The organism is Paraburkholderia aromaticivorans, from assembly GCF_012689525.1.
Lineage (GTDB): Bacteria > Pseudomonadota > Gammaproteobacteria > Burkholderiales > Burkholderiaceae > Paraburkholderia > Paraburkholderia aromaticivorans_A.
Map to the genome: position 1 here is coordinate 2,811,530 of NZ_CP051515.1, position 24,864 is coordinate 2,836,393.

Genomic DNA, 24,864 nt, shown 5'->3' on the forward strand with positions numbered 1-24,864 from the left:
GACCGCATGGACTGCAAACCGCGCTCAGGAGGCAAATGGTGAGCGCTGCGCAAGCCGCCCGGGCGCCTCCAGTATGCGCGATTTACGGAACAAAAATTAACCAGGGTTAGGACGCGTCCGCACTGGCGCGTCCCGAAGAAGCAAGTCCGTGTGAGGGCCGCCCGAGGGCAATCCCCTTGCGTGATACCGCGCCGCCGCTTCAGATCTTCTCGAACAGAACGTCTTGCGCGCCTTCCCATAACACCTTGGTGCCGAGCTCGCGCAGCTTCTCCTTGCCTTCGACGATGGTCAGGAAGTGGTTGCCCGCGAGTTGTCCCATCTTGCTCGCGAAGCAGCACGAACCGTACGCGAGAATGATCTCAGTTTCGCTGTAGCCGCCGGGGTAGAACAGAATGTCGCCGACCGACGGATGGCTCGTGTGATTCTCGAAGCCGACTGCCGCGCCGTCGTTCTCGAGCTTGAAGTCGCCGAGCGGCACCCAGCAGCCTTCGCCGCTCCAGCGCACGTGAATGATCTTCTGCCGGTACGGCAGGAGCTTCAGGAAGGCGGCCACGGTTTGCGGCGCGTCCGGATGGGTTTCGGCGGTAAAGACATGGCCGCAGGAGGTGATTCGGAGTCGGGTCATCGCCAGGTTTCCAGTGTGAGGGTGAAAGGAACGGTCGGTCGGAGGTTTTGACGCAAGGCGGAAGCCAGGCCGCAGGCACATCATTCTGTCGTCCGATGCAAGGGTTCAACAGATACAGTTGCCGCTCGACTGGTCAGGCCAGTTGGACCAGTGCTGATGTTTTGAGCAAATAGCGCCCGGTAAGCCACGACGGCACGCCCATGCCAGGTCCAACCGCCTGGTCGCCACGAAAGTTCGTAGTTTGCAAGCCGCGCAATGCGCAGCACACTGCGCGAAGTGCGTGATTCCCCAAGGCGGCTCATCGGACTGTACCTTCCGGCGACCCAACCCTGTCTACGGTCAGAGGCAGGGCGGCAATACTGCCCGGCGGCGAAAGCGACGAGGTTCCGGGTGCCCTCATCCGGCTGCCTCGAATCGTCCACCGCCGTCCCGCCACTGCATGCTGACCAGCCGGCCACTTCCAGCCGCGCAATCCGTACTTCAGCCGCGCAGCCGGTAAGCGAGCGGCGTCACGCCGTAGCCACGCTTGAACTGCACGGAGAAATGACTGGCATTCTCGAAACCAACCGCGATCGCAATCTGCAGCACGGTCTGATCGGTGGCCCGCAACAGCCGCGCCGCTTCGTCGAGCCGCAAACGCGATACGTACTGATGCGGCGTCTCGCCGGTCTCGCGGCGAAACACCCGCGCAAAATGGAAATTGCTTAGCCCCGCCTGTGCGGCCAGTTCGCTGATCGCCAGATCCTCGGCGAGATTGGCGCGGATGTAATCGGTTACACGGCGGATCCGGCGCGGCACGAGGCGTTCCGGGCGCGCCAGTGTTCCGGCCGACGCAGGGCGGCCGCGCGCATAGTGCTGCAACAGATGCGCGGCGAGCGCGTGAACCAGCGCATCGACATACAGACGCGAGTCGGACGGATCGGCGGCGGCGCGATGCAATGCAGCAAGCATTGCGGCGATCAGCGGATCACGAAACTGCATCGCGTCGCCGAGCGACAACTCGCGGGAGCCGCCAAGCTCCATCTGATCGGCGACGCTGTCGATCAGGCTGCGCTCGATGTGCAAGTGGACGGTCGACAGCGGCTCATCGCTGATCGAACGCCAGCGCCACGAGATCGGCGCGGGCGGCACGAACCAGACGTCGCCCATCCGCAGATCGGCGCTTTCCCAGCGCCCGTTCAGGTTGCGTTCGAGATGCTCGGCGCCGCTCGCGAGCGTCATCAGCGTGAGGTCCTGCAAGCCGGGCGCTTCCAGCAGTTCCTGCTCGGCCGGTTCGAGATACGAGCGCAGCACCAGGTGCCGCCACGGGCGATCCACGCTCGACACCAGTTTCTGGCCCGCCATGTAGCGGTCGTAGGCGAGCGTCGTTGTGAGTTTTGGAATTCGTACCATCACGTCCATTCCCAGGGAGGTGCCATATGAAGAGTGAACCCTGCCATGCCCGCATTGCCGATCCGCTGTCGGAGCAAGAACTCAAAAATGATAGCAAGGAACCGGCTACCGCAATTTCTGGAAATAGCTAATCATTCAGGTTGTCGTCTTTCACGCGTTTCGAACGCCGGAGCTACCGTTTCATGGAACACGAATGCGATACGCTGCCGCACTGGTTGACCGGTTCGCCGCAAGGTGAAGCCGGGCACGCGTCGGCAGCATACAACTCGGCGCTTGCCGCCCAACCGGCTTACCCGGCCGGCACGCGGCAACTCGAGAAATCAGCCCACGCGGCTGAAGCATCCAGGGCACCCAGCCGCACCGCAACAGGCGTGGCGCCCACAGGCTTTCTCACGCTCTTCACCGAGGAGGAGATCGGCACGCCCTCGCCCGCCGCGCGGCGCGCCGCACCGGTCATCAGTCCACTGGTGCGTTTTGGCAGCGCGCAGGACCGCATCGAATTCGTGCGGCAGCGCATCAAGCAACTGGGCTTCGACTCGTTCAGCTATTCGGCCACGCGCACGTCGGCGCATCACAAGACGATGTTCGTGCTGACCAGCTACGAGTCGCAGAGCTGGCTCACGCGTTATTTCCGCGAGCGTTATTTCGAGCTCGACCCGCGCGTCGCACTCGCCTCGCCGACCGGCATGCCGTTCCTCTGGAATACGGCCGACATGCGCGCCGACTTGCCGCGTGCGCAAATGCGCAGCGAACGGCTCGGCGGGCTGATCGACATGCTGGAGGTGACCGGGCGCAAAAGCGGCATTCTCACGCAGATGCCGCTGCCCGAGCCGGAACTGAGCGCGAGCCTGTGCTTCAACTCGGAGATCGGCAATCCGCGCTGGATGACCGAGTCGATCGTGGCCGAGACGTTGATGTTCGCGCACATGATCCACGAATTCATCTGGACCCATGCGAAGAGCGTGATCGGGATCGCGCCCGCGCTGCAGCAGCGCGTGACGCTGAGCGAATTGCAGCATGCGGTGCTGAAGGCGGTGGTGCAGGGTCAGCGGGACAAGGAGATCGCCTACTTCCTCGGGCTGTCGCCGCATAACGTCGACTATCACTTGCGCCGTCTGCGGCAGTTGTTCAACGTGCGTAACCGCGTGCAGTTGATCAATGTCGCGCAGGCTTATGTGACGTAGAGGCTGGCGAAGGTCATAGCCGGCACGCAGGCGCGTGCCGGCTATGGGCCTTTCGCGATTGGACCACCGCGGCGCGCCTGCTGCGCCGGACGTGCAGCAGGGGTGCTCCGCTACGGCAATTTCCTGCGCCCTGCGGTGCACCTCATCCTGGCTCACGCGCTGCGCATCGTGCGCAGGCAATCTGCCGCAAGCTGCTGATACATCCGCGTACCCGACGACTTCGCGCGAATCTCCTCGTCGCCCAGCAGACGCACCACCCGCCCCGGCACGCCCGCCACCAGCACGCGCGGCGGCACATGCCAATCCTTCTTGACAAACGCGCAGGCGGCCACGATGGCGGCCTCGCCGAGCACCGCGCCGTCCATCACCACGGCGTGCATGCCGATCATGGTGTTCGGCTCGAGCGTCGCGCCGTGAACGATCGCGCCATGGCCGACATGGCTGTCGACCCCAAGGCGACAGGAATTATCGACACCCGTATGCAGCACGCAGGCGTCCTGCACGTTGCTGCCGCGCTCGACCACCACCGCGCCGAAATCGCCGCGCAGGCTCGCGAACGGCCCGATGTAACAGCACGCGCCCACCGTCACGTCACCGATCAGCACCGCGCTCGGATGCACGTACGCCGACGGGTCGACGCGCGGCCGCTTTCCGTTGAACTCATAGAGCGCCATCGCTTCGCGCCGGCCGCGTCAGGCCGCCTGCGACGACAGGTGATAGTCGTCGGCGCCCCAGTACGCGCGCATGCGCACGATCTTGCCGGCGGCGTCGAAGTCCATCACGTCGGTCACGTCGATATGCGCGGGGTGTCCGTCTTGCGACGTGACATGCACGCGAAAGCTGATCGACGCGCTATTGCCGTGCGACCCGCGCGGCGGCGCCATCAGTTCGAGCCGCGCGCCCACCGAGGTCGCGTACGCATAGAACGCGTCGATCTCACTGCGGCCTTCTTTCACTGGCGTGCCGACCGGGTCCTCGACGCTCGCGTTGTCGGCGAACAGCGCCGCCACGCGCGCGGCGTCGGCCGCGTTAAACGCCTCGATATACTCGACGAGGCGCGCCTTCATGTTTTCACTGGTGTTCATTCGCGCTCCTAGCGTGCGGTGTAGCCGCCGTCGATCACCAACTCCGTGCCCGTCACGTAGCGCCCGGCCGGCGAGACCAGATAGAGAATGCCCGCGGCGATATCCTGCGGATCGCCGATCTTCGCGAGCGGCACGAGCGTTTTCATGTGCGCGAAAATCTGCTCCGGGTCGCCGAGCCTGGCGAATGCTTCTTCCAGCAGCGGCGTGCGAATGAAGCCGGGGTGCACCGAGTTCGCGCGGATGTTCTGCGTGGCGTACAGCATCGCTTCGGTCTTCGCCATCAGGCGCACCGCGCCTTTCGACGCGTGATACGCCGGCACGTCCGGTCCGCCGACGAGGCCGTACATCGACGACAGATTCACGATCGAGCCGCCGCCTGCGGCCAGCAGGTGCGGGATCGCGTACTTGGTGCAGAGGAACACGCCCGTGACATTCACGTCGATGACTTGCTGCCACTGCTGCAGCGTCATTTCGTGCGTCGGCAGATTCGCGCCTTCGATGCCCGCGTTGTTCACTAGCGCGTCGAGTCGTCCGAAGCGCGCGGCGATTTCACCGAACACGCTTTGCACGCTGTCTTCCTGCGTGACGTCCATCTTCCAGAACGCCGCCTTGCCGCCCGACTCATTGATCTCGGCGACGAGTTGTTCGCCGGCTTGCGTGAGCACGTCGAGCACGGCGATCGCCGAGCCGGCCGCCGCCAGCGTGCGCGCCGTCTGCGCGCCGATGCCGCGCGCGCCACCTGTGATCGCGGTCACTTTGCCGCTCATGTCGAATAGCTGATGGGGAAATGTCATACCGTCTCCGTCATGTTGTCGTTGGATGGTCCGCGCCGCGCGGTGTCACGTGATGTCGCGTTTCCTTGCGCCGCAGACTGAAGCATGCCTCAAGCGCCGCGCCGCTCCGCGAGAAATTCCAGGCATTCGCGGTTGAAATACCGCCGGTGCTCGACCATCACCCAATGGCCGCAGCGATTCATCAGCACGAAGCGGGCGTCGGCACAATGTTCGAGAAAGCGCATCGCGCCGCTCGCCGGATTGAAGCGGTCGTCGCTGCCCCAGAAGCCGAGCACCGGGCACTTCAGCTCGGCGAGACGCGTGGTGAGGTTCGGCACGCGCATGGTCGAGAGCACTTCGGGCGGCTGTTGTTCGCACACGCGCAGGCGTTCGTCGACCAGCGCGTCGGTGACGAGGCTGCGATCGAACACCAGCATTTCGAGCAGTTGCCGCATGGTCAGCCGGTTCATTTGCCGATTCGTGAACAGCGACACCATCTTCTGGATGCCGTCCATTCTGAAGTAGGTCTCGCGCTCTTCGACGCCGCCGGGCGCCATCATGATCAGACTGTCGACGTCGTCGGGATAGTCGAGCGCGTATTGCAGCGCGATCGCGCCGCCTAGCGAATTGCCGAGCAACGTGGCCCGCCCGATGCCGTTGGCCGTGAGTTGCGCACGCAATGCGCTGACGAAGAAATCGAGCGTGTAGTGCACGTCGGCAGGCTTGGACGATGCGCCGTAACCCGGCAAATCGACCACGATCGCCCGGTAGCCGGCGGCGGCGAATTGCGGGTAGTTGTGCTTGAAATTGCTGAAGCCGCTTGCACCGGGCCCGCTGCCGTGAATGAACACGACGGGCGCGCCGCTGCCGGCTTCGAAGTGATGCAGCGTGAGGCCGCCGGGCACCTCGGTGAAAATGCCGGTGGGCGGCTGCAAAGGTGCGCGCGTTTGCGACGCGGCTTCCTGAAACTCGGTGGGCGTTGCGGTCATGCGCGCTTGTCTCCTGTGTCGATCGGAGTTGGCGCTTTAGCGCCTACTCCGATCCCATGCAAAGCTGTCGATCGGCGACGTGTGAGTCGCCAGCGCAATCATCATCGGCGCGAATGCACGGATCGGCATCGTCTTTTCAGACTACGAGGCGCCGCCGCATTTCTCCTACCATCGGGCCCACACGAACTGATGGAGACAGCGGCAATGACGGGATTCGATTTCAGCGGCAAGGTGGTGCTGGTGACGGGCGGCACCAAGGGAATTGGCGCGGGCATCGCGCAGGCGTTCGTCGCGGCGGGCGCGACCGTGTATGTATGTGGACGCACGCCGCCAGAGAACGCCGCATCGGGCTCGCCGGAGCGTCGCGATCCGCGTGACGAGCGGTCAGGAAGCTCTCGTGATGACGCGCCTCGTAATCCGTCCGCGCACGCGCCAAACCCAACCCCGCGCTTCATCGCCGCAGACGTACGCGACATAGACGCAATCGACACCATGCTCGCGCGGATCGAGCGTGAAACCGGCCGCCTCGACATTGTGGTCAACAACGCGGGCGGTGCCCCGTTCGCGCTCGCCGCCGATGCCTCTCCGCGTTTCACCGAAGCGGTCATCCGCCTGAACCTGCTCGCACCGCTGCAACTCGCGCAACGCGCCAATGCGCTGATGCAGCGCCAGCGCGACGGCGGCGTGCTGTTGTTCATCGGCAGTGTGAGCGGCTTGCGGGCCTCACCGGGCACGGCCGCATACGGCGCGGCCAAAGCGGGCCTGCTCAATGCCGTGCGTTCGCTCGCGGTCGAATGGGCGCCGAAGGTACGCGTCTGCGCAGTGAGCCCGAGTCTCGTGGAAACCGAAACCGCCACGAGCGGACACACCGGTTCATCAAAGAGCGACGCGCAAGACACCGCCCTCGCCAGCATCGAAGCAACGATTCCCGCGGGCCGTCTCGCCCAGCCTGCCGACATTGCGTCCGCGTGCCTCTTTCTCGCATCGCCTCACGCGGCGTATGCATCGGGCAGCAACCTGATTCTCGAAGGCGGCGGCGAAGTGCCAGCCTTTCTCGCCGCCACCGGCCAGCATCAAGCCTTTGCCGCGAAGTCCGAGGAACCTGCACGTCATTAGCACGCACGTCCCCAGGACAACCGACTAGTCCGTTTTGACGATTCTCGCGCCGCACGCGCCGCCTAACCTCTGAGCACAACAAATTTCAGATGTGACCACAGAGGAGACAGAATGCAGATCAACGGAACACGAGAGCGCGCACCAGCGATGCGCGCGCTGTGCACGGCATGCAAACTCGCGATGCTGGCCGCGGCGACGCTCAATATGGCCCCCGCCCACGCGGGCGACACGCTCAATCTCGGCGCGGACACCACGCTCGATTACACCTTCACGCTCGGCTATGGTCTCGGCATGCGCACACGCGCGCCGAGCGGCAACCTGCTGACGCCGGAGAATATCAACGGCGACGACGGCGACCGCAACTTCGCCAAAAACAAGCTGATCCAGAACCAGGTGAGCCTGCTCGGCGAAGTGAACCTGAAGCACGACGACTGGGGCGTATTCGTGCGCGCCGACACGTTCTACGATCAGGCCTATCAACATCCGAACTACAACGACGCACCCGGCACCGTGAATCACGGCGGCGTCTTCAACAACTTCACCGAGCAGGCGAATTACTGGGCCGGCGGCCGCACCCAACTGCTCGCCGCCTACGTGTACAACACATTCAAGCTGGGCGGCACCAGCCTGAACGTGAAGGTCGGAGATCAGGTCGTGGCGTGGGGCGAGAGCGTGTTCTTCCCGAACATCGCGGGCGCGCAAGGCCCTGCTGACGCCACTAAATCATTCGTCGCCGGCGCTGAAGTGAAGGACATTCTGCTGCCGGTTCCGCAGATCTCCACGCAATGGCAGATCGCGCCGAATTTCAGCCTGCTCGGCTATTACCAGTTCTCTTTCCAGCCGAATCAGTTGAGCGCGCCCGGCAGCTACATGAGCTATTCCGACGTGGTCGGGCCCGGCGCGGAATACATCATCGGACCGGGCGGCATCCATATTCCGCGCGGTGACGATATTCGTCCGGGCAACAGCGGTCAATGGGGTCTCGGCGCGCGCTGGCGCGTGTTCGGCGATACCGAAATCGGCGCCTACTACCTGCACTACAACGACATGAATCCCAGTGTCGTGACAACCTATTTCCCGACGCTCGGCTATCAGCAGAAGTACTTCGACAACATCAAGCTCAGCGGCCTGAGTTTTTCCACTGATCTGAACGGTGTGAACGTCGCGGGCGAAACCTCGTACCGGCAAGGCGCCGCCGTGCTCGTGAATACCGCCGCCGGTGCGCAAACCACGCGCGGCGACATCTGGCAATCGAATCTCTCCGCGATCTATTCGATCGGCCCGACCTTCCTCGCCGCCTCGCAAACGCTGGTGGGCGAAGTGTCGTACGTGCACGCCGGCAACGTCACGCCGCTGCTCGGTTCGTCGACGCTCGCCAACACGCGCAATTCCGCCGCGTTCGAAGTGGCCTGGACGCTGAGCTACAAGAACGTCTTCAGCGGCTGGGACGTGGACGTGCCCATCACTTACGCCGACGACTTCACCGGCAAATCGGCGCTGGCCGGCGCGCTCGGTTCGATGACCGGCGTAGGCGATCACCGCGTGACGGTGGGTGTGAACTTCACGCGTCTGAGCAACCTGAAACTCGCGCTGGTCTACGCGAAGTTTCTCGGCCGCCCGGACCCGACCAACCGCCCGCTCGCCGATCGCGACTATGTGCTCGCGACCGCGACCTATTCGTTCTGAGTTGACGCGCCGCGTTGAACCCGAAGGTGATTCCGCGGCGCCTTGCAACACGCATCACCCTTTGAATCAGCCGTCTTTTTACTGCAAGAGGATTTGGTCATGAGTCGAATTTTCAATCCCGCACTGCGTGTCTGCGTGTTCGCTGCAGGCGCCGCGCTCGCAGCCGCATCGTTCGCCAAAACCAGCCCGGAAGATATCGCCAAACTCGAAGGACCGCTCACGCCGATGGGCGCCGAGCGCGCGGCCAACGCCGACGGCACGATCCCCGCATGGAGCGGCAAGTGGTTTGGCACGCCACCCGGCGTCGACTACAAGCAGGGGCAGCGCTTTCCCGATCCGTATGCAAGCGAGAAGCCGCTCTTCGTGATTACCGCGCAAAACATGCAGCAATACGAAGCGCGCCTGACGGACGGCGAGAAAGCGCTGCTCAAGAAGTATCCCGACACCTTCAAGATTCCGGTCTATCCGAGCCACCGCGATTTCAGCTACGGCGATGCCGTGTACAAGGACATTCGCCTGTACGCGCCCACCACCACGATGACGAAGGACCAGAATGGCCTGAAGGAGTTTCCGCCGGTCACGCCGTTCCCGGTGCCGAAGAACGGCGTGGAGGCGATGTGGAATCTGCGCTTCGCGTCGGCCATCGAAGGCGAAACCGCGACCTACGATCAGGCCGTCGTCTATCCGGACGGCAATATCGCGTGGGGCAAGGTGCAATACGCGATCTACGGACCGCGCAGCGCGGACCGCTTCGATCCGAAGAGCGCACTGAACAGCAAGAGCTTCTTCCGCCAGACCACCATGCTGCCGCTCTCCGATCGCGGCACGATCATCACCGGCTTCGAGATGTGGGACCAGGAAGGCTCCGATACGCGCCGTACCTGGTCATATAACCCCGGCACGCGACGCGTGCGGCAGGCGCCGGAATTCGGCTTCGACCAGCCCGAAGGACCGGGCGGCTTCCGTACCGTCGATGACGACCGCCTCTTCAACGGCTCGGGCGAACGTTACGACTGGAAGATCATCGGCAAGCGCGAGGTGTACGTCCCCTACGACAACTACAAGCTGATGGACCCGTCGATCAAGTACACCGATCTGCTCACCAAGGGTCACGAGAACATGCAGTACATGCGCTTCGAACTGCATCGTGTCTGGGTGTTGCAGGCCACGCTCAAGTCCGGCTATCGCCATCAATACGCGAAACGTGTGCTGTATCTCGACGAAGACACGTGGAATGCCGTGGCCGCCGACAACTACGACGCACGCGGCACGCTATGGCGCACGAACTTCGCGCCGACGCTCTATGCCTTCGATGCCAAGACGTTCTATTCGACCGCCGTGTTCTATCACGACCTGATCTCCGGTGCCTATTACGCCGACCGTCTGGTGAATCAGGAACCGATGCCGGTGCTCACGCGTGGCTCACAACTGACCGAAGCCTACTTCTCACCTGACGCGATTCGCGGCGCGGGCAACTGAACCCGCTTGCGTTTCTATCGCGTGCAAGAGCGGCGCTGCGTTCGTGCGGCGCCGCTCGAAACTCTCCACTCGTATCGGTCATGACCTCGACACATCACGCCGAACTCGGCGACACGCTCTATTGCGCCTGGCTCGACCGCACGCCGGTCGCGCCGTTCTCCGCGCGCGCTGACGGCTTGCCGCTCGCCGACGCCTACCGTGTGCAACAGCATTTCATCGCGCGCCGGCTCGCGGCCGGCGAAACCGTCGTCGGCAAGAAGATCGGCGTGACGAGCCAGGTCGTGCAGGACATGCTCGACGTGCGTCAGCCTGACTTCGGCGTGCTGCTTTCGGGCATGCACTACGCCGCCGGCCAGGCGATCCCCATCGACACGCTGATCCAGCCGCGCGCGGAAGGCGAGATCGCGTTCTATCTGCAACGCGATCTGCGCGGCCCCGGCGTCACGCGCGAAGACGTGCTAGCCGCCACCGGATCGGTGGGCGCGTGTTTCGAGATCGTCGATTCGCGCATTCGCGACTGGGCAATCCGCATCGGCGATACCGTCGCCGACAACGCCTCGTGCGGCGTCTACGTGCTCGGCCACGAGCGCGTGCCGCCGGACGCGCTCGATCTGGCCGCCTGCCGGATGACGCTCGACAAGAACGGCGAACGCGTCGCCGAAGGTATCGGCGCCGCGGCGCTCGGCCATCCCGCCGACGCCGTCGCGTGGCTCGCCAATACGCTTGGCGAACTCGGCATGCCCCTGCTCGCGAGCGAGGTCGTGTTGTCCGGTTCGCTCGCGGCGCTGATTCCCGTAATCCGTGGCGACGTGCTGGAAATGCATATAGAAGGCATCGGCGGTTGCTCGGTGCGTTTCGTTTGAAGTCTCGACCGTCTCTCACTTAAGGATGCATTGAATGAGCAAGATCAAATGCGCATTGATCGGGCCCGGCAACATCGGCACCGATCTGCTGTACAAACTGCGTCGCAGCGCGGTGCTCGAACCGGTCTGGATGGTCGGTGTCGACGCCGCCTCCGAAGGCCTCGCGCGGGCTCGCGAGCTGGGCCTGAAAACGACTGCTGAGGGCATCGACGGCCTGCTGCCGCATCTGGCCGCCGACGACATCCGCATCGCCTTCGACGCCACGTCCGCGTACGTGCACCGCGAGCACTCCGACAAGCTGACTGCGCGCGGCGTACGCGTGATCGACCTGACGCCTGCCGCGATCGGCCCGTTCTGCGTGCCACCGGTCAATCTTGCCGCGCAGAACGACCAGCAGGTGATGAACGTCAACATGGTCACGTGCGGCGGCCAGGCGACCATTCCGATGGTGTATGCCGTGTCGCGCGTGCAGCGCGTGGCGTACGGCGAGATCGTCGCGACCGTGTCGTCGCGTTCGGTCGGACCCGGCACGCGCAAGAACATCGACGAGTTCACGCGCACCACGTCGCTTGCGATCGAACAGATCGGCGGTGCGGCCGTGGGCAAGGCGATCATCGTGATCAATCCGGCGGAGCCGCCGCTCATCATGCGCGACACCATTCATTGCTTGACCGAAGGCGATCCGGACATCGACGCGATCACCGCATCCGTGCATGCAATGGTCGATGAAGTGCGCCAATACGTGCCCGGTTATACGCTGAAAAACGGCCCGGTATTCGACGGCCGGCGCGTCTCCGTGTTCATGGAAGTCGAAGGTCTCGGCGACTACTTGCCGAAGTACGCCGGCAATCTCGACATCATGACCGCGGCCGCCGCGCGCACCGCTGAAGTTTTCGCTCAACAGATGCTGGCAGCATCGCCCGTCACTGCGTAAGGAGCCGACCATGTCTCTCGAAGGAACCCGCATCACCGTGCACGACATGACGTTGCGCGACGGCATGCACCCCAAGCGCCATCAGATTTCACTGGAACAGATGCGCACCATCGCGCGCGGCCTCGACGCCGCCGGCGTGCCGCTGATCGAAGTCACGCATGGCGATGGTCTTGGAGGCGCGTCGGTGAACTATGGTTTTCCGGCGCATACCGACGAGGCGTATCTGAGCGCCGTGCTCGCCGAACTGAAGCAGGCGAAGGTGTCGGCGCTGTTGATTCCCGGCATCGGCACGGTGGATCATTTGCGCATGGCGCACGGGCTCGGCGTGCAGACGATTCGGGTGGCGACGCATTGCACTGAAGCGGACGTGTCTGAGCAGCATATTGGTCTTGCGCGCAAGCTGGAGATGGATACGGTTGGTTTTCTGATGATGGCGCATATGGCGCCGCCTGAGCAGCTTGTCGAGCAAGCGAGGCTGATGGAATCGTATGGCGCGAATTGTATTTATGTCACCGACTCCGCCGGTTATATGTTGCCTGACGATGTGACCGCGCGGATCGCTTGCGTGCGTGACGCGTTGAAGCCTGAGACCGAGCTGGGTTTTCATGGGCATCACAATCTGGCGATGGGCGTGGCGAATTCGATTGCGGCTGTTGCAGCTGGCGCGAATCGGATTGATGCTGCTGCGGGTGGGCTTGGGGCTGGGGCTGGTAATACGCCGATGGAAGTTTTCGTTGCTGTTTGTGAGCGGATGGGGATTCAGACTGGCGTCGATGTGTTTTCGATTTCGGATGTGGCTGAGGATCTTGTGGTGCCTATTATGGATGCGCCTATTCGCATCGATAGGGATGCGCTGACGCTTGGGTATGCTGGGGTTTATTCGTCGTTTTTGTTGTTTGCTAAACGGGCTGAGGTTAAGTATGGGGTGGCCGCCAGGGATATTCTGGTTGAGCTTGGGAGGCAGCGGCTTGTTGGGGGGCAGGAGGATATGATCGAGGATACGGCTTTGAGTATTGTTAAGGGGCGGGTTGCTGCTTAGTAGTTGGTGTTGCCTTCGCGGCGCTTTCTTCGTTGTTCTTTGTTCTTTGTTCTTTGCGGGTTGGCCTTTCCTTGCTTTGGTAGCGGTCTATTAGCGTTGCCCCTGTGCGGGGCGGCACCTACTTCTCTTTGCCGCCGCAAAGAGAAGTAGGCAAGAGAAAGCGGCTCACACCGCTAATTCTTAAGCGGGTCCCCCGCGCAGTCGCGGTAGTGGTGCATCTGGAATCGGTGTTCTCGCACATTCCCCGTTCGTGACAAAGCGCTCATTCTTCCGGCGGCGCTGCGCGCGCCGTGGCGGTCGTTCTGGGTGTGGCTGCGATTTCTGTACTCCGCTCGGTATCAATTTACCTGGCGCATTGCGTCGAGACTCGTTGGCGGGCCGTTCGTCATCTCACGGCCGAACGAAACCACCTGTTACGCGCAGACCGGTCCGGCCAGCGCGTAGCGCGAAGTATGACGACTGTGCGGCCGCATCACAGTCTCGCCCATGATCCGGCGAAGATCGGGGACCGCAGAGACGCCGATGGGCCAAAACATACCACCCGCTCAAGGCCACCAAACGCACTGATATCAGGGGCCGAGACGCACTGAAACCGCCAACGGTTTCCTGAACGACCGCGACGGCGCGCACAGCGCCGCCGGAAGAATGACTGCTGTGTCACGAACGCGGAGTGTGCGAGAACACCGATTCCAGATGCACCACTACCGCGGCTGTGCGGGGGACCCGCTTAAGAATTAGCGGTGTGAGCCGCTTTCTCTTGCCTACTTCTCTTTGCGGCGGCAAAGAGAAGTAGGTGCCGCCCCGCACAGGGGCGACGCTAATAGACCACTACGAATTCAAGGAAAGGCAAAAAGGCCAAAAGACCAAAAGACCAACACCAATCAACCGACAAACAGACAAAAAAATGCTCAAATCGATAACCGTAACCACGCTGCTAATAGCATCAACACTCCCCGCCACAGCGCAGACCCCTTGGACAACAGACCACTACATCCCCTTAGAAAAAGTCCAAAACACCCGAGACCTATCAGGAATAGAAACCCGCGACAGCCGCCGCATCAACCCTTACCGCCTATACCGCAGCGGCAACCCATCTTCAGCCAGTCCAGCAGACATTGAAAAACTAAAATCACTACACCTGGACGTAATAGTAGACTTCCGCGCCGCAAGCGAAAAGAAACCGACAGAACAAAGCTTCGCAGAACAATTCCCCTACCAGGCCGACCCAGTACTAGCCGGCAACCTGGCACCCGAATCCATCATCCCAATGCTAAAGCGCTCGACTCCCGCGCAAATGCATGACTTCATGGTCTCGCTATACAAACAATTCCCAGAAAAATACCAACCCCAATTCACACGCTTCCTGAAACTAGCCGAAGACAACCGCACCATCCTCTACCACTGCACCGCAGGCAAAGACCGCACCGGCTTCGCCACCGTCCTGCTGCTATCGGCGCTCGGCGTCGACCGCGCCACAACAATCGCCAACTATCTGGAATCGAACCACTACAACGCCGCCGCCAACGCGCAAGCCACCACGCAATTAGAAAAGATCGGCGTCGCCCCCGACGTATTGGCACCGTTGCTCGCCGTCGATCCCAACTACATCGGCGCGGCCATGGAAGTCATCGATCAGCAATACGGCGGCATGCAGCACTACCTCGTCGACGTCCTGCACGTCAACGTCGACAAGATCCGCGCGAACTATCTCAGTGCGACTGAGCAGCCTTCGTAATCAATCAGGCCGCACCATAAAAAAAGGCGGTGCATGCACCGCCCTCAAAACATCGATCAGCCTTCGAATACATGCCGCAATGGCGGCGGCGTCCCGCCCTCGCGCACCTTGATCTCCACCACCTTCTTCGCCGTGCTCGAAGGACGCACATCCGCCGAGTCGAGATAAAACTGCGAATACCAGTCGCGCATCTGATACAGCGGGCCATCGCCTTCACACAGCAAAGGATTGTCGATCCGCGTCTTGGTGTCCCAGATCGCAACGTCCTCATAGAACGCGGCCTGCGCCTGCTTCGAATACGTGCGCGCAATCTCCATGTTCTGTTCCCCCGACAAACCGGGCACCTTCTTCACCATCACGCCGTAACGCAACTCGAAGCTGTGCATGTCGATCGGCACGTGACAGTTCAGCAGGATCGAATGAATCGGATGCCCACCACTCTTACCGGTCATCTCGGTGATGTGATACGCGGGGCCGAAATACGTGGACAGCGCGATCAGTTCATCGTCACCGAGGCGCTCGCTTCGACCGACCAGCAATTGCGTCGCCTTATGCCCTTCGAACAGATTCGCGAAGTAATCGACCGGCGCGCCGTGCACGGTCGCGAAGTGCGCCATGTCGGAGATATTGTCGACCAGCTCGCGGCAGTTGGTGCCGATCACCATGCGGTCGATCACCCAATCCGACCACTCGTCGGAGAAGCAGGCGTCGATCTGCGGAATCGCCACTTCATCGCCCGGCGGGTTGCCTTCAGGGTCGTGCCAGATGAACAGCAACTGGTTCTCCTCGCAGGTCTGCCAGGTGCCGATCTTCGCCTTCGGTGGAATCCGCTTGCAGTACGGAATCGACTGGCAGTTGCCGTCGCCGCCCCACTGCCAGCCGTGAAACGGACAGACCAGCGTATCGCCATCGACACGGCCGGTGCTCAGATCGGCGCCCATATGCGGACAAAAGCCGTCGACCACATTGACGCGGCCATGCGAGTCCATGAACGCGGCGAGACGCTGGCCGAAAATATTCAGCGTATGCGGCTGGCCGTCCTTGTATTCGCTTGCGAGACCGAGGCAATGCCAGCCGCGCGCATAGCGCTGCACGAGCGGTTGCGCCTCGATTTTGTAGGGACGTGCGGACATCTTTTATCTACTCCGATGGAAAACGCGGCGCTGCCAGCCCGCCGCCGTCATAGGTATGGTTGAAAAGCGCGCGGATTCACGCGCTCACGCCTGACGATAGACGCGGCTCACGGTTCGTTCATCGTCTCGACGGACTAGGTAGCTCAGCTAGCGCTAACGCGCGGAATTGCCATGTTCCAGCGTGGCCGCCTGCGCGGTTTTCGTGGACATGGCAACACCATGAGCGGGTGCGGACGGCGCAACCATCGCGCCGCCCGCACGCCGTTCCACGCGTTCGACACCGAGCCACGCCGCGAGCGCCGGCAGCAGAAACACCGCACCGAACAGGTTCACGAGGAACATGAAGGCGAGCAGCACGCCCATATCCACCTGGAACTTCAGCGCGGAGAACGCCCACGTCCCCACGCCGATGAACATCGTCACCGCCGTGAACAAAGCCGCCGTGCCGCGCTGACGCATGGCGGCCGCGAACGCGTCGGGCAGGCTCGCGCCGCCGCGCAGCTCATGCTGCAAGCGTTCGTACAGATAGATGCCGTAATCGACCCCGACACCGACGCCGAGCGTAATCACCGGCAAGGTCGCGACCTTCAGGCCGATGCCGAGCCACGCCATCACCGCATTGCACAGAATAGAAACCACCGTCAGCGGCACGACGATGCACAACACCGCGCGCCACGAACGGAACGTCACGACGCACAGCAACGCAATCGCGCCGAAGATCGACAGCAGCATGGCAACTTCGGCATCGCCGACCGCCTCGTTGGTCGCCGCCATCACGCCGACATTGCCGCCCGCGAGCCGGAACGCCACGTTCGGCGTGTGATCCTGCGCGGCAAGGCGTTTGATTTCATCGACGATATGCGCGATGGTCTTGCCCTCGTGATTCGCCGTGTAGATCAACACCTGGATCACCTGGCAGTTTGCGGTGTTCATACCGTTGTCGGGATCGAAGGCGTTGGCGCCCTGCGTGAGACCATCGCTGGAACGCGGCAGCGCGCCCCAGCGCGGATTGCCTTCGTTGAACGCGGCAATCGAAATCTTCGCGAGCGACGGCACGCTCACCACCGATTGCACGCCCGCCACGCCGCGCATCTCCATTTCGAAGCGTTCGATCGCGCTCATCACTGGATAGTGCAGACAGGCGTCGTCGAAACCGGTGGTCTCGACGATCACCGAGAGTGCATCGACGCCGATGTTGTACTCGCTCGTGATGCGCGCGTTGTCGAGGTTATAGAGCGAGGCGGCGCGCAACTCCGGCGCGCCGGAACCGATATCGCCAATCTGCAGATCGCGCGACGCCTTCGCGCCGAACGCAAGCAACAACAACGCGACCGCAAACACGCCGAGCGCCGGCGCGGGCCGCGCGAACACGGCAAAGCGCGTCCACAACCGGCTGCCGCCCGCCGCCGCGCGGCGCTGCGCGCGCGCCAGCGTGGCCGTTTCGAGCCGCGTATACGACAGCAGAATCGGCAGAAACACCTTGTTCGTGACGATCATCAGCAGCACGCCGAGACACGCCGTGACGCCCAGCTCACGCACGATCTCGATCTGGATGCGCATGATCACCATGAAGCCCAGCGCATTCGTCAGCAGGGCCACGGTGCCCGGCACGAACAGCTTGCGGAACGCGTCGCGAGCGGCGTCGACGGAAGACATGCCGGCCACTAGCGCCTGTTTCCACGCATTCGTCATCTGCACCGCGTGCGAGACGCCGATCGAGAAGATCAGGAACGGTACGAGTATCGACATCGGATCGATGCCGAGCCCGAGAATCGGCAGCGCGCCGAGCAGCCACACCACCGGCAGCAACGCAACGAAGAGCGCGAGCGCGGTGGTTTTCGCCGACCGCGTGTAGAGCAGCAGCAACGCCGCAGTGATCAGAAACGCCAGCGCGAAGAAGCCGATCACGCCGCTAATGCCTGCCTCCACATCGCCGACGAGTTTCGCGAAGCCGATGATGTCGACCTCGACATCCTGATTTGAATATCGCGCGCGAATCTCTTCAAGCTGCCGCGCTACCGCGCTGTAGTCCAGATGCTTGCCGGTCGCCGGATCGGTCTCGCGCAACTCCGCGCGGATCAGCGCGGAGTGCAGATCGTTGCCGACCAGCCGGCCGATTTGCCCGGAGCGCGCGACGTTTCGGCGCACCGTGGCGAGATCGGTGGGATTCGCGCTGCTGAACTGGCCGGGCACGACCACGTCGCCGCGAAAACCGGCTTCGGTCACTTCGGTATAGCGCACGTTCGGCGTGAACAGCGAGAACACACGCGAGCGATTCACGCCGGGGATGAAGAACACGTCGTCGGTGGCGTGGCGCAGATCATCCATGAACGCCTGGTTGTAGATGTCGCCGTGACCTTTCCAGCGCAGGCTCACGAGTATCGTGTTCGCACCCGGAAAGGCGCTCGCGTAGCGATTGAACACCTGCATGTACGGATGCTGCATCGGGATCATCTTGTTGAACCCGGGGTCGAGCCGCAAGCGCGTCGCGGAGCAACCCAGCGCGACCGTCAGCGCGAGACAGAGCGTGAGCAGGATGCGCCGGTGACGCATGATGGCGTCGGCACAACGCTCGACAAAGCGTGACAAACGCGACGACGAGTGGGACGAAGAAGGATGCGACGGAGCGTTCATGATGCGTCTCACGGCAGGACTACGGAAAGCCCGCGCACGCGGCTGACGAACGGCCAGCGAGCGCGCGGCAAAAGATCGGCGAACGATGAGGAGAGGTTCGAGCCGTGGATCAGGACGACGGCGCGCCGTTTGCGGCCTGAACGGCTCGCGGCGGCGCAGTCACGGGCAACAGCGCGACGCCCGCTTCACCGCCGAGCGCCAGCTCGCCATGTCCGGCATCGACCACCGCGGCGAGGCTCTGCACGCCGCCGACCTTGCGCACCGTATAAGTCAAACCGCCATCACGCGAGGTGACGATCGCGCCGCCCTGGCCCACCAGCACCAGTTCGCCGTCGGCGAGTTGCACCGCGCCGAAGTACGAAGTGCCGACGCGGCTGTCCACATGCGTCCACGTCTCGCCCTGATCGATGCTGCGCAGCACGTTGCCGCGCATGCCGTACGCGAGCCAGTCGCCGTCGGCCAGTTTCAGCACGCCGAACAGCGAACCCTGATACGGCACGGGACGCTTCTCCCATGTCGCGCCGTAATCGGTGGAGCGCAGCAGCGTGCCGGTTTCGCCGGCGATCATCACAAGGCCGCCGGCGTCGCCGGCAATCACGTTCAGGTGACGGTCGTCGGCGGGCGTCTTCTGCTGGGTCCAGGTCGCGCCGGCATCGTGCGAGACGAACAACTGGCCGAAGCTGCCGGTCACGAATACGAGGCCGTCCGCATTGCCCCACACCGACAGCAGCGGGTCCGAATGTTTGTGGTCGAAGCGCACCTCGCTCCAGTGCGCGCCGCCGTCGACGGTGCGCACGATCCAGCCGTCGTGGCCGACCGCGATGCCGATGCGCGGCGAGATGAAGAACACCTGCGTGAGCGCCGAGGCTTCATTGGGTGTTACCGCGGCTTGCCGCCAAGATGCGCCCGCATCGCCGCTCAGCAGGATCACGCCGCGCTCGCCCACCGCGACGAGTCCCGTGCCCGCTTTGGCGAGTCCATTGATCTGCAGATGATTGGCTTCGATGGCCGTGGCCGCGAACGCCGGCACGGGCCGTGGCGAAAACGCGAACAACGCCGCGCCCAGCACGGCCACCGAGAGCAGTAAACCAGGTAGTGTCGATTTCATACTTTGTCTCCTGTCGACCAGAGTTGGCGCTTTAGCGCCTTACTCTGGTCCCATGCAAAGCTGTCGACCAGAGTTGGCGCTTTAGCGCTTACTCTGGTCCCATGCAAAGCTCCGACCGCGATCTATGCCGCTGTTTCGAAGAGTGCCGCCGCGCCCATGCCGCCGCCGATGCACATGGTCACGACCACATAGCGCACGCCACGCCGCCGCGCTTCGAGCAGTCCGTGCAGAGTCATGCGCGTGCCCGACATGCCAAACGGATGGCCTACTGCAATCGCGCCGCCGTTCACGTTCAGTCGCTCGGAAGGAATGCGCAGTTGATCGCGGCAGTAGATCACCTGGCACGCGAACGCCTCGTTCATCTCCCACAGGCCGATGTCGTTCACCGTCAGCCGATGCCGCGCCAACAGCTTCGGCACCGCGAGCGCCGGGCCGATGCCCATTTCGTCGGCGTCGCAGCCGGCCACCGCCATGCCGCGATAGATACCGAGTGGCGCGAGGCCGCGTTGTTTCGCTTCCGCCGCGCTCATCATCACCACGGCTGCCGCGCCATCGGACAATTGCGACGCGTTGCCCGCCGTGATGAACTCGCCCTGCGCGACCGCTTCGCCGCCGCTCCACACCGGCTTCAGCGCAGCCAGGCTCTCCGCCGTGGTGTCGGCGCGATTGCATTCGTCGCGTGTGGCGCGCACGGTTTCGCTACCCGTCTGCTTGCCTTCCTTGTCGAACAGCGCGCGCTGCACTTCCAGCGGCACGATTTCTTCGTCGAAGCGACCCTCGGCCTGCGCCGCTGCCGTGCGCTGCTGGCTTGTCAACGCGTACTCATCCTGAGCCTCGCGTGAAATTTGATAGCGGCGCGCCACGATCTCCGCCGTTTCGATCATCGCCATATACGCGGCGGGCTGATTCGCCAGCACGGCGTTCGAGCGCGCCCGATAAGCGTTCTTGTGTTTGTTCTGCGTCAGCGTGATCGATTCGACGCCGCCCGCGATCACGATCCGTGCATCGCCGCACAAGATGTTCTGCGCGGCGGTCGCGATCGTCATCAGGCCCGACGAGCACATGCGGTCCATCGCCATGCCCGGCACCGAAGCGGGCAACCCCGCCGCGGCGGCCGAGAGCCGGCCGATGTTGTAGCCCTGGGTGCCCTGCTGTGCGGCGCAGCCCATCAGCACGTCGTCGATCTCGGCGCCTTCCAGTTGCGCGCGTTCCAGCGCCGCCCGCACTACGTGGCCGCCTAACGCGGGTGCTTCGGTATCGTTGAACACGCCGCGATACGCTTTGCCGATCGGTGTGCGTGCAACCGACACGATGACCGCTTCGTTCATGAGCTCTTTCCTCTACGGGTTTTAATGCTTTCTACAGGTAGTAACGGCTGATGGTGTCGGCCACGCAACCCGGCTTGGCCTCGCCCTCGATCTCGACGCTCACGCGTACCCACGCTTGCACGCCACCTTCGAACGCCTCGGCGCGCAATAACTCGCCGACGCCGCGAACGCGCGCGCCCACTCGCACCGGCGCGGGAAAGCGAATCCTGTCGCAGCCGTAATTGACGCCGAGCCGCGCGCCTTCGATGCAAAGGATCTGCGGCAAAAAGAAATTGACCAGCGAGAGCGTGAGAAAGCCGTGCGCGATGCACGCACCGAACGGACCTTCCTTTGCGCGTTCGGCATCGACATGGACCCATTGATGATCCAGCGTCGCGTCGGCGAAACGGTCGATGCGCGTTTGATCGACCTCAAGCCACGCGCTCGCGCCGAGCTGTTCACCGGCGGCCGCGATCAACTCGCGCGGATGCGCGAATACGCGCGCGCTACGTCCCAACGCATTTGTTTCAGCCACGGCGCGCTCCATCACGCATGCTGACTGCTGACCGACAACACTTCGCCGGTCATATACGACGCGTAGTCGCTCGCCAGGAAGACCATCACGTTCGCCACCTCCCACACTTCGGCGGCGCGTCCGAATGCTTCACGCGACGCCAGTTGATCGAGCAGATCGGCCGAAGCCGACTTCTTCAGAAAATCGTGCAGCGCAATACTCGGCGCCACGGCGTTGATGCGTACGCCGTAAGGCGCGGCTTCCAGCGCGGCACAGCGCGTGAGCGCCATCACGCCGGCTTTCGCCGCGGCGTAGTGCGCCTGTTCCGCCTGCGCGCGCCAGCCGAGCACCGACGCGTTGTTGACGATCACGCCATGCCCGCGCTGCTGCATATGCGGCAACATCGCCCGCGTCATGCGGAAGGTGCCGGTGAGGCTAATGTCGATCACACGCGACCACTCCGCATCGTCCATTTCGACGATGCGACGCGCGCCGCCCAGTCCGGCGTTATTGATCAGCACGTCCACGCCATGCAGTTTTTCCTCGGCGTCGGCCACCAGCGCGCGCACGTCGTCTTCAATGGACACGTTGCAAAGACGCCCGTAGATCGCCTGCAGACCGGTTTCAGCGCGCAACGTTTCGACCGCCTGCGAAAGCCGTCTCTCGTGGATGTCGGAGATAAAGAGCGCGCGGCAGCCTTCTTCCGCGCATCGCTTCGCAGCGGCAAAACCGATCCCGACGCCCGCCGCGGCGGTGATCAGCACGGACTTGCCCGCCAGCAACCGATGACCAGGCACATACGCGGGCGCGCTGCGCACCGTTTGAGACTCGTTCATAGCGTTCCTCTGGGTTCCTTCGGCATGCCGAGCCCGCGCTCGGCCATGATGTTGAGCTGGATTTCGTTGGTGCCCGCGTAGATCGTGTCGGCGCGCGAGAACAGGAAGACGCCTTGCAGACGGGTGCGCTTTTCGTCGTCGGCGGCGATCAGGTTGGCATCGAGTCCAAGTACGTCCATCGCCAATTGGCCCAGTTCGCGGTGCCAGTTCGACCAGTAGTACTTGTAGATCAGCGCTTCGCGGCCCAGCGACCCGCCGGACGATTCATCGGCGCCGGCCAGCATGCGCAGCGCGTTGTAGCGCATCACGCGCAAACCAGCCCACGCACGGGCAATGCGTTGACGGATCACGGCGTCGTGCGCGACGCCCGCTTCGTGAGCGGCATCGATCACCCATTCCAGTTCGCGGATGAACTGCATCTGCTGGCCGAGCGTGGACATGCCCCGTTCGAAGCCGAGCAAGGTCATCGCGATGCGCCAGCCATCGCCCGGCGCGCCGACCAGATCATCAGCGGCGGCAAGCGCGCCGTCGAAGAACACCTCGTTGAATTCGGCGCCGCCGTTCATCTGCTTGATCGGACGAATCTCGATGCCGGGTTGATCGAGTGGAAGCAGCAGGAACGAGAGTCCGCGATTGCCGCGCGACTCCGGATCGGTTCGCGCGACGACGAAGATCCAGTCGGAGTCGTGCGCGAGCGATGTCCACACTTTCTGTCCATGCACGCGCCAGTTGCCCTGGTCGTCGCGGACAGCGCGCGTGCGGATATTCGCGAGGTCAGAGCCCGCACCCGGTTCCGAATAGCCCTGACACCAGAACTGCGTGCCGCTGAGGATGCCGGGCAGGAAGCGCTTGCGCTGATCTTCGGTGCCGCAGGCGATCAGGGTCGGTCCCAGCAAGCCTTCGCCGATATGACCCATTCGGCCCGGACCACCGGCGCGTGCATATTCCTCGTGGAAGATCACCTGCTCGGCCACCGTGAAGCCGCGGCCACCTTCGCTGGTGGCCCAGCCGAGGCCGGTCCAGCCTCCTGCAGCGAGTTCACGTTCCCATTGCTTGCGAAGCGCGGGATAAGCTTCTTCGTCGCCGGGACCGCCACGGTATTTGAGGCAGGCGAACTCGCCGCTCAAATGCGTGCGCATCCAGCCGGCGACTTCAACGCGCAAGTGCTGATATTGCGTTTCGCCATTCATCACAGGACTCCTGCGAGCACGTTTTGCGCGTGATCGGCGTGCGCCAGCGCCACCGTATTCGAAGGCCGCTCGTCGCGATCCATCACTTGCCGCGCGATAAACGACAGCATCTGCGAGGTCGTGCCGAACATCGCGCCCGCTGCCTGCGCCCGCTTGAAATACAGTTGCGGGTCGTATTCCCACGTAAAGCCCACACCGCCATGCAGTTGAATCGCTTCCTGTGCGCAGAAACGGAAAGCGTCGTTGGCGGTGACTTTTGCGGCGGCGATGTCGGCGAGCGTGTCGTCGTCATCGACATCGACCGCAACGGCAGCGGCGCGATCCCACGCCTGCGCCGCGCCGAGCATCATCGAGCGGCTCGCCTCGATCTCGACCATCATCTGCGCGCAACGGTGTTTGACCGCCTGGAACGAGGCGATCGCGCGGCCGAATTGCACGCGATCAGCCGTGTAGGCGAGCGTGAGGTCGAGACATTGCTGCGCGCCGCCCACCTGTTCGGCAGCGAGCGCCAGTGCGGCAAACCAGGCGGTACGCGAAAGCGCGCGCTCAACCTGACGGCCACGCGCAAGCAAAGCCGAGCGCGGCACCTCGACGGCACGCAGATCGAGCCGGGCCAACGGACGCGTTGCATCGAGCGTAACGAGCGGCGTACGCGTCAGGCTCGCAATATCCGATCCCTGCAACTCGAATAGCGCGACCGTCTGCGCTTCATTCGCGATGCGTGCCGGCACCAGCAGAAGCTCAGCGCTCGCGCCGTCCAATACCTGGTCCAACGTGCCCGACAACCGATAGCCGCAAGCGGTTTCTTCGGCGTATAGCGACACGCTCCGTGCGTCGCCGAAATCGAAACTCGCGGAAAGCGGCAGCGCAAGCGTTGCACTCGATTCACCACTCGCGATTCGAGCGAGCCGCTCACGCGCCGCATCGGAATCGCACAGCGTGAGTGCCATCGCCGCCAGACAGACCGTGCCGAAATAAGGCACGCAGGCGAGCCGCCGGCCCATCTGCTCCATCATCAGCACCAACTCAGTCGCGCCGAGACCCGCGCCACCCGATGCTTCCGACACCGTGAGCGCGCACCAGCCGAGTTCGCCCGCGAGCGCGCGCCACAACGCTTCGTCACGGCCCGCGCATTGTTCTATCGCGTGCCGAACAGCGTTCGACGCGCTGCGCTCGGCCAGCACCTCGGCCGCCGCGTCGCGGATCATGATCTGTTCTTCGGAGAGAGCGAGGTTCATCGCA

22 protein-coding genes are annotated in these 24,864 nt (G+C 63.4%); 8 read left to right on the plus strand and 14 right to left on the minus strand.

The genetic code is table 11. From position 1 onward, the window contains the following. Positions 1-199: 199 nt before the first annotated feature. Both HF916_RS24450 and HF916_RS24455 read right to left on the minus strand, forming a co-directional pair. Entirely contained in the window at positions 200-625 is a 426-nt protein-coding gene (locus HF916_RS24450) for a DUF3830 family protein (RefSeq protein ID WP_120295817.1), read from the minus strand. 480 nt (positions 626-1,105) lie between these two features. Continuing rightward, the gene (locus tag HF916_RS24455; protein ID WP_168791347.1) at positions 1,106-2,017 is read right to left on the minus strand and encodes a helix-turn-helix domain-containing protein; all 912 of its coding nucleotides are present in this window, start codon (positions 2,015-2,017) and stop codon (positions 1,106-1,108) included. 182 nt (positions 2,018-2,199) lie between these two features. Between HF916_RS24455 and HF916_RS24460 the strand changes: the two genes are divergently transcribed. After that, positions 2,200-3,201, plus strand: a complete 1,002-nt coding sequence (locus HF916_RS24460; RefSeq protein ID WP_168791348.1) for a helix-turn-helix transcriptional regulator — start codon at positions 2,200-2,202, stop codon at positions 3,199-3,201. A 152-nt stretch (positions 3,202-3,353) separates the two neighbouring features. Here HF916_RS24460 and HF916_RS24465 read toward each other — a convergent pair whose 3' ends face one another. The 4 genes from HF916_RS24465 to HF916_RS24480 all read right to left on the minus strand — a co-directional run bounded on the left by HF916_RS24465 (position 3,354) and on the right by HF916_RS24480 (position 6,048). Continuing rightward, positions 3,354-3,875: a transferase hexapeptide repeat family protein gene (locus HF916_RS24465; RefSeq protein WP_168791349.1), complete on the minus strand. Its 522-nt coding sequence runs from the start codon at positions 3,873-3,875 to the stop codon at positions 3,354-3,356. A gap of 18 nt (positions 3,876-3,893) precedes the next feature. Next, the gene (locus tag HF916_RS24470; protein WP_168791350.1) at positions 3,894-4,286 is read right to left on the minus strand and encodes a nuclear transport factor 2 family protein; all 393 of its coding nucleotides are present in this window, start codon (positions 4,284-4,286) and stop codon (positions 3,894-3,896) included. Between the two features lie 8 nt (positions 4,287-4,294). Beyond that, positions 4,295-5,080: an SDR family NAD(P)-dependent oxidoreductase gene (locus HF916_RS24475; RefSeq protein WP_168791351.1), complete on the minus strand. Its 786-nt coding sequence runs from the start codon at positions 5,078-5,080 to the stop codon at positions 4,295-4,297. Positions 5,081-5,169: 89 nt separating this feature from the next. After that, the gene (locus HF916_RS24480; RefSeq protein ID WP_168791352.1) at positions 5,170-6,048 is read right to left on the minus strand and encodes an alpha/beta fold hydrolase; all 879 of its coding nucleotides are present in this window, start codon (positions 6,046-6,048) and stop codon (positions 5,170-5,172) included. A 204-nt stretch (positions 6,049-6,252) separates the two neighbouring features. Between HF916_RS24480 and HF916_RS24485 the strand changes: the two genes are divergently transcribed. From HF916_RS24485 to HF916_RS24515, 7 genes are all read left to right on the plus strand, one after another. Continuing rightward, positions 6,253-7,164, plus strand: coding sequence for an SDR family oxidoreductase (locus HF916_RS24485; RefSeq protein WP_168791353.1), 912 nt, complete (start codon positions 6,253-6,255; stop codon positions 7,162-7,164). A 111-nt stretch (positions 7,165-7,275) separates the two neighbouring features. Next, positions 7,276-8,850, plus strand: coding sequence for a DUF1302 family protein (locus HF916_RS24490; protein WP_168791354.1), 1,575 nt, complete (start codon positions 7,276-7,278; stop codon positions 8,848-8,850). A gap of 99 nt (positions 8,851-8,949) precedes the next feature. Continuing rightward, the gene (locus HF916_RS24495; protein WP_168791355.1) at positions 8,950-10,329 is read left to right on the plus strand and encodes a DUF1329 domain-containing protein; all 1,380 of its coding nucleotides are present in this window, start codon (positions 8,950-8,952) and stop codon (positions 10,327-10,329) included. An 80-nt stretch (positions 10,330-10,409) separates the two neighbouring features. Next, positions 10,410-11,192: a 2-oxopent-4-enoate hydratase gene (gene dmpE / locus HF916_RS24500; protein WP_168791356.1), complete on the plus strand. Its 783-nt coding sequence runs from the start codon at positions 10,410-10,412 to the stop codon at positions 11,190-11,192. 34 nt (positions 11,193-11,226) lie between these two features. Continuing rightward, complete coding sequence (locus HF916_RS24505) at positions 11,227-12,126, plus strand: acetaldehyde dehydrogenase (acetylating) (protein ID WP_168791357.1); 900 nt, start codon at positions 11,227-11,229, stop codon at positions 12,124-12,126. A gap of 10 nt (positions 12,127-12,136) precedes the next feature. Continuing rightward, positions 12,137-13,165 (plus strand): 4-hydroxy-2-oxovalerate aldolase, encoded by a 1,029-nt coding sequence (dmpG, locus tag HF916_RS24510; protein WP_168791358.1) that lies wholly within the window; start codon positions 12,137-12,139, stop codon positions 13,163-13,165. A 793-nt stretch (positions 13,166-13,958) separates the two neighbouring features. Continuing rightward, complete coding sequence (locus HF916_RS24515) at positions 13,959-14,900, plus strand: tyrosine-protein phosphatase (protein ID WP_168791359.1); 942 nt, start codon at positions 13,959-13,961, stop codon at positions 14,898-14,900. 56 nt (positions 14,901-14,956) lie between these two features. Here the strand turns inward: HF916_RS24515 and HF916_RS24520 are convergent, their stop codons facing one another. The 8 genes from HF916_RS24520 to HF916_RS24555 form a co-directional block, all read right to left on the minus strand. Then, positions 14,957-16,033 (minus strand): Rieske 2Fe-2S domain-containing protein, encoded by a 1,077-nt coding sequence (locus HF916_RS24520; protein ID WP_168791360.1) that lies wholly within the window; start codon positions 16,031-16,033, stop codon positions 14,957-14,959. A 153-nt stretch (positions 16,034-16,186) separates the two neighbouring features. Continuing rightward, entirely contained in the window at positions 16,187-18,667 is a 2,481-nt protein-coding gene (locus tag HF916_RS24525) for an efflux RND transporter permease subunit (RefSeq protein WP_168791361.1), read from the minus strand. Positions 18,668-18,776: 109 nt separating this feature from the next. Next, the gene (locus HF916_RS24530; protein ID WP_168791362.1) at positions 18,777-19,775 is read right to left on the minus strand and encodes a WD40/YVTN/BNR-like repeat-containing protein; all 999 of its coding nucleotides are present in this window, start codon (positions 19,773-19,775) and stop codon (positions 18,777-18,779) included. 122 nt (positions 19,776-19,897) lie between these two features. Next, positions 19,898-21,103 (minus strand): acetyl-CoA C-acyltransferase, encoded by a 1,206-nt coding sequence (locus tag HF916_RS24535; RefSeq protein ID WP_168791363.1) that lies wholly within the window; start codon positions 21,101-21,103, stop codon positions 19,898-19,900. A 31-nt stretch (positions 21,104-21,134) separates the two neighbouring features. Then, entirely contained in the window at positions 21,135-21,599 is a 465-nt protein-coding gene (locus tag HF916_RS24540) for a MaoC family dehydratase (RefSeq protein ID WP_431311436.1), read from the minus strand. A gap of 29 nt (positions 21,600-21,628) precedes the next feature. Beyond that, the gene (locus HF916_RS24545) at positions 21,629-22,432 is read right to left on the minus strand and encodes an SDR family oxidoreductase (RefSeq protein WP_168791364.1); all 804 of its coding nucleotides are present in this window, start codon (positions 22,430-22,432) and stop codon (positions 21,629-21,631) included. After that, positions 22,429-23,622: an acyl-CoA dehydrogenase family protein gene (locus HF916_RS24550; protein ID WP_168791365.1), complete on the minus strand. Its 1,194-nt coding sequence runs from the start codon at positions 23,620-23,622 to the stop codon at positions 22,429-22,431. The genes HF916_RS24545 and HF916_RS24550 overlap by 4 nt, the downstream gene beginning before the upstream one ends. Continuing rightward, entirely contained in the window at positions 23,622-24,860 is a 1,239-nt protein-coding gene (locus tag HF916_RS24555; RefSeq protein WP_168791366.1) for an acyl-CoA dehydrogenase family protein, read from the minus strand. Before HF916_RS24555 ends, HF916_RS24550 begins: the two co-directional genes overlap by 1 nt. Between the last annotated feature and the right edge of the window lie 4 nt (positions 24,861-24,864).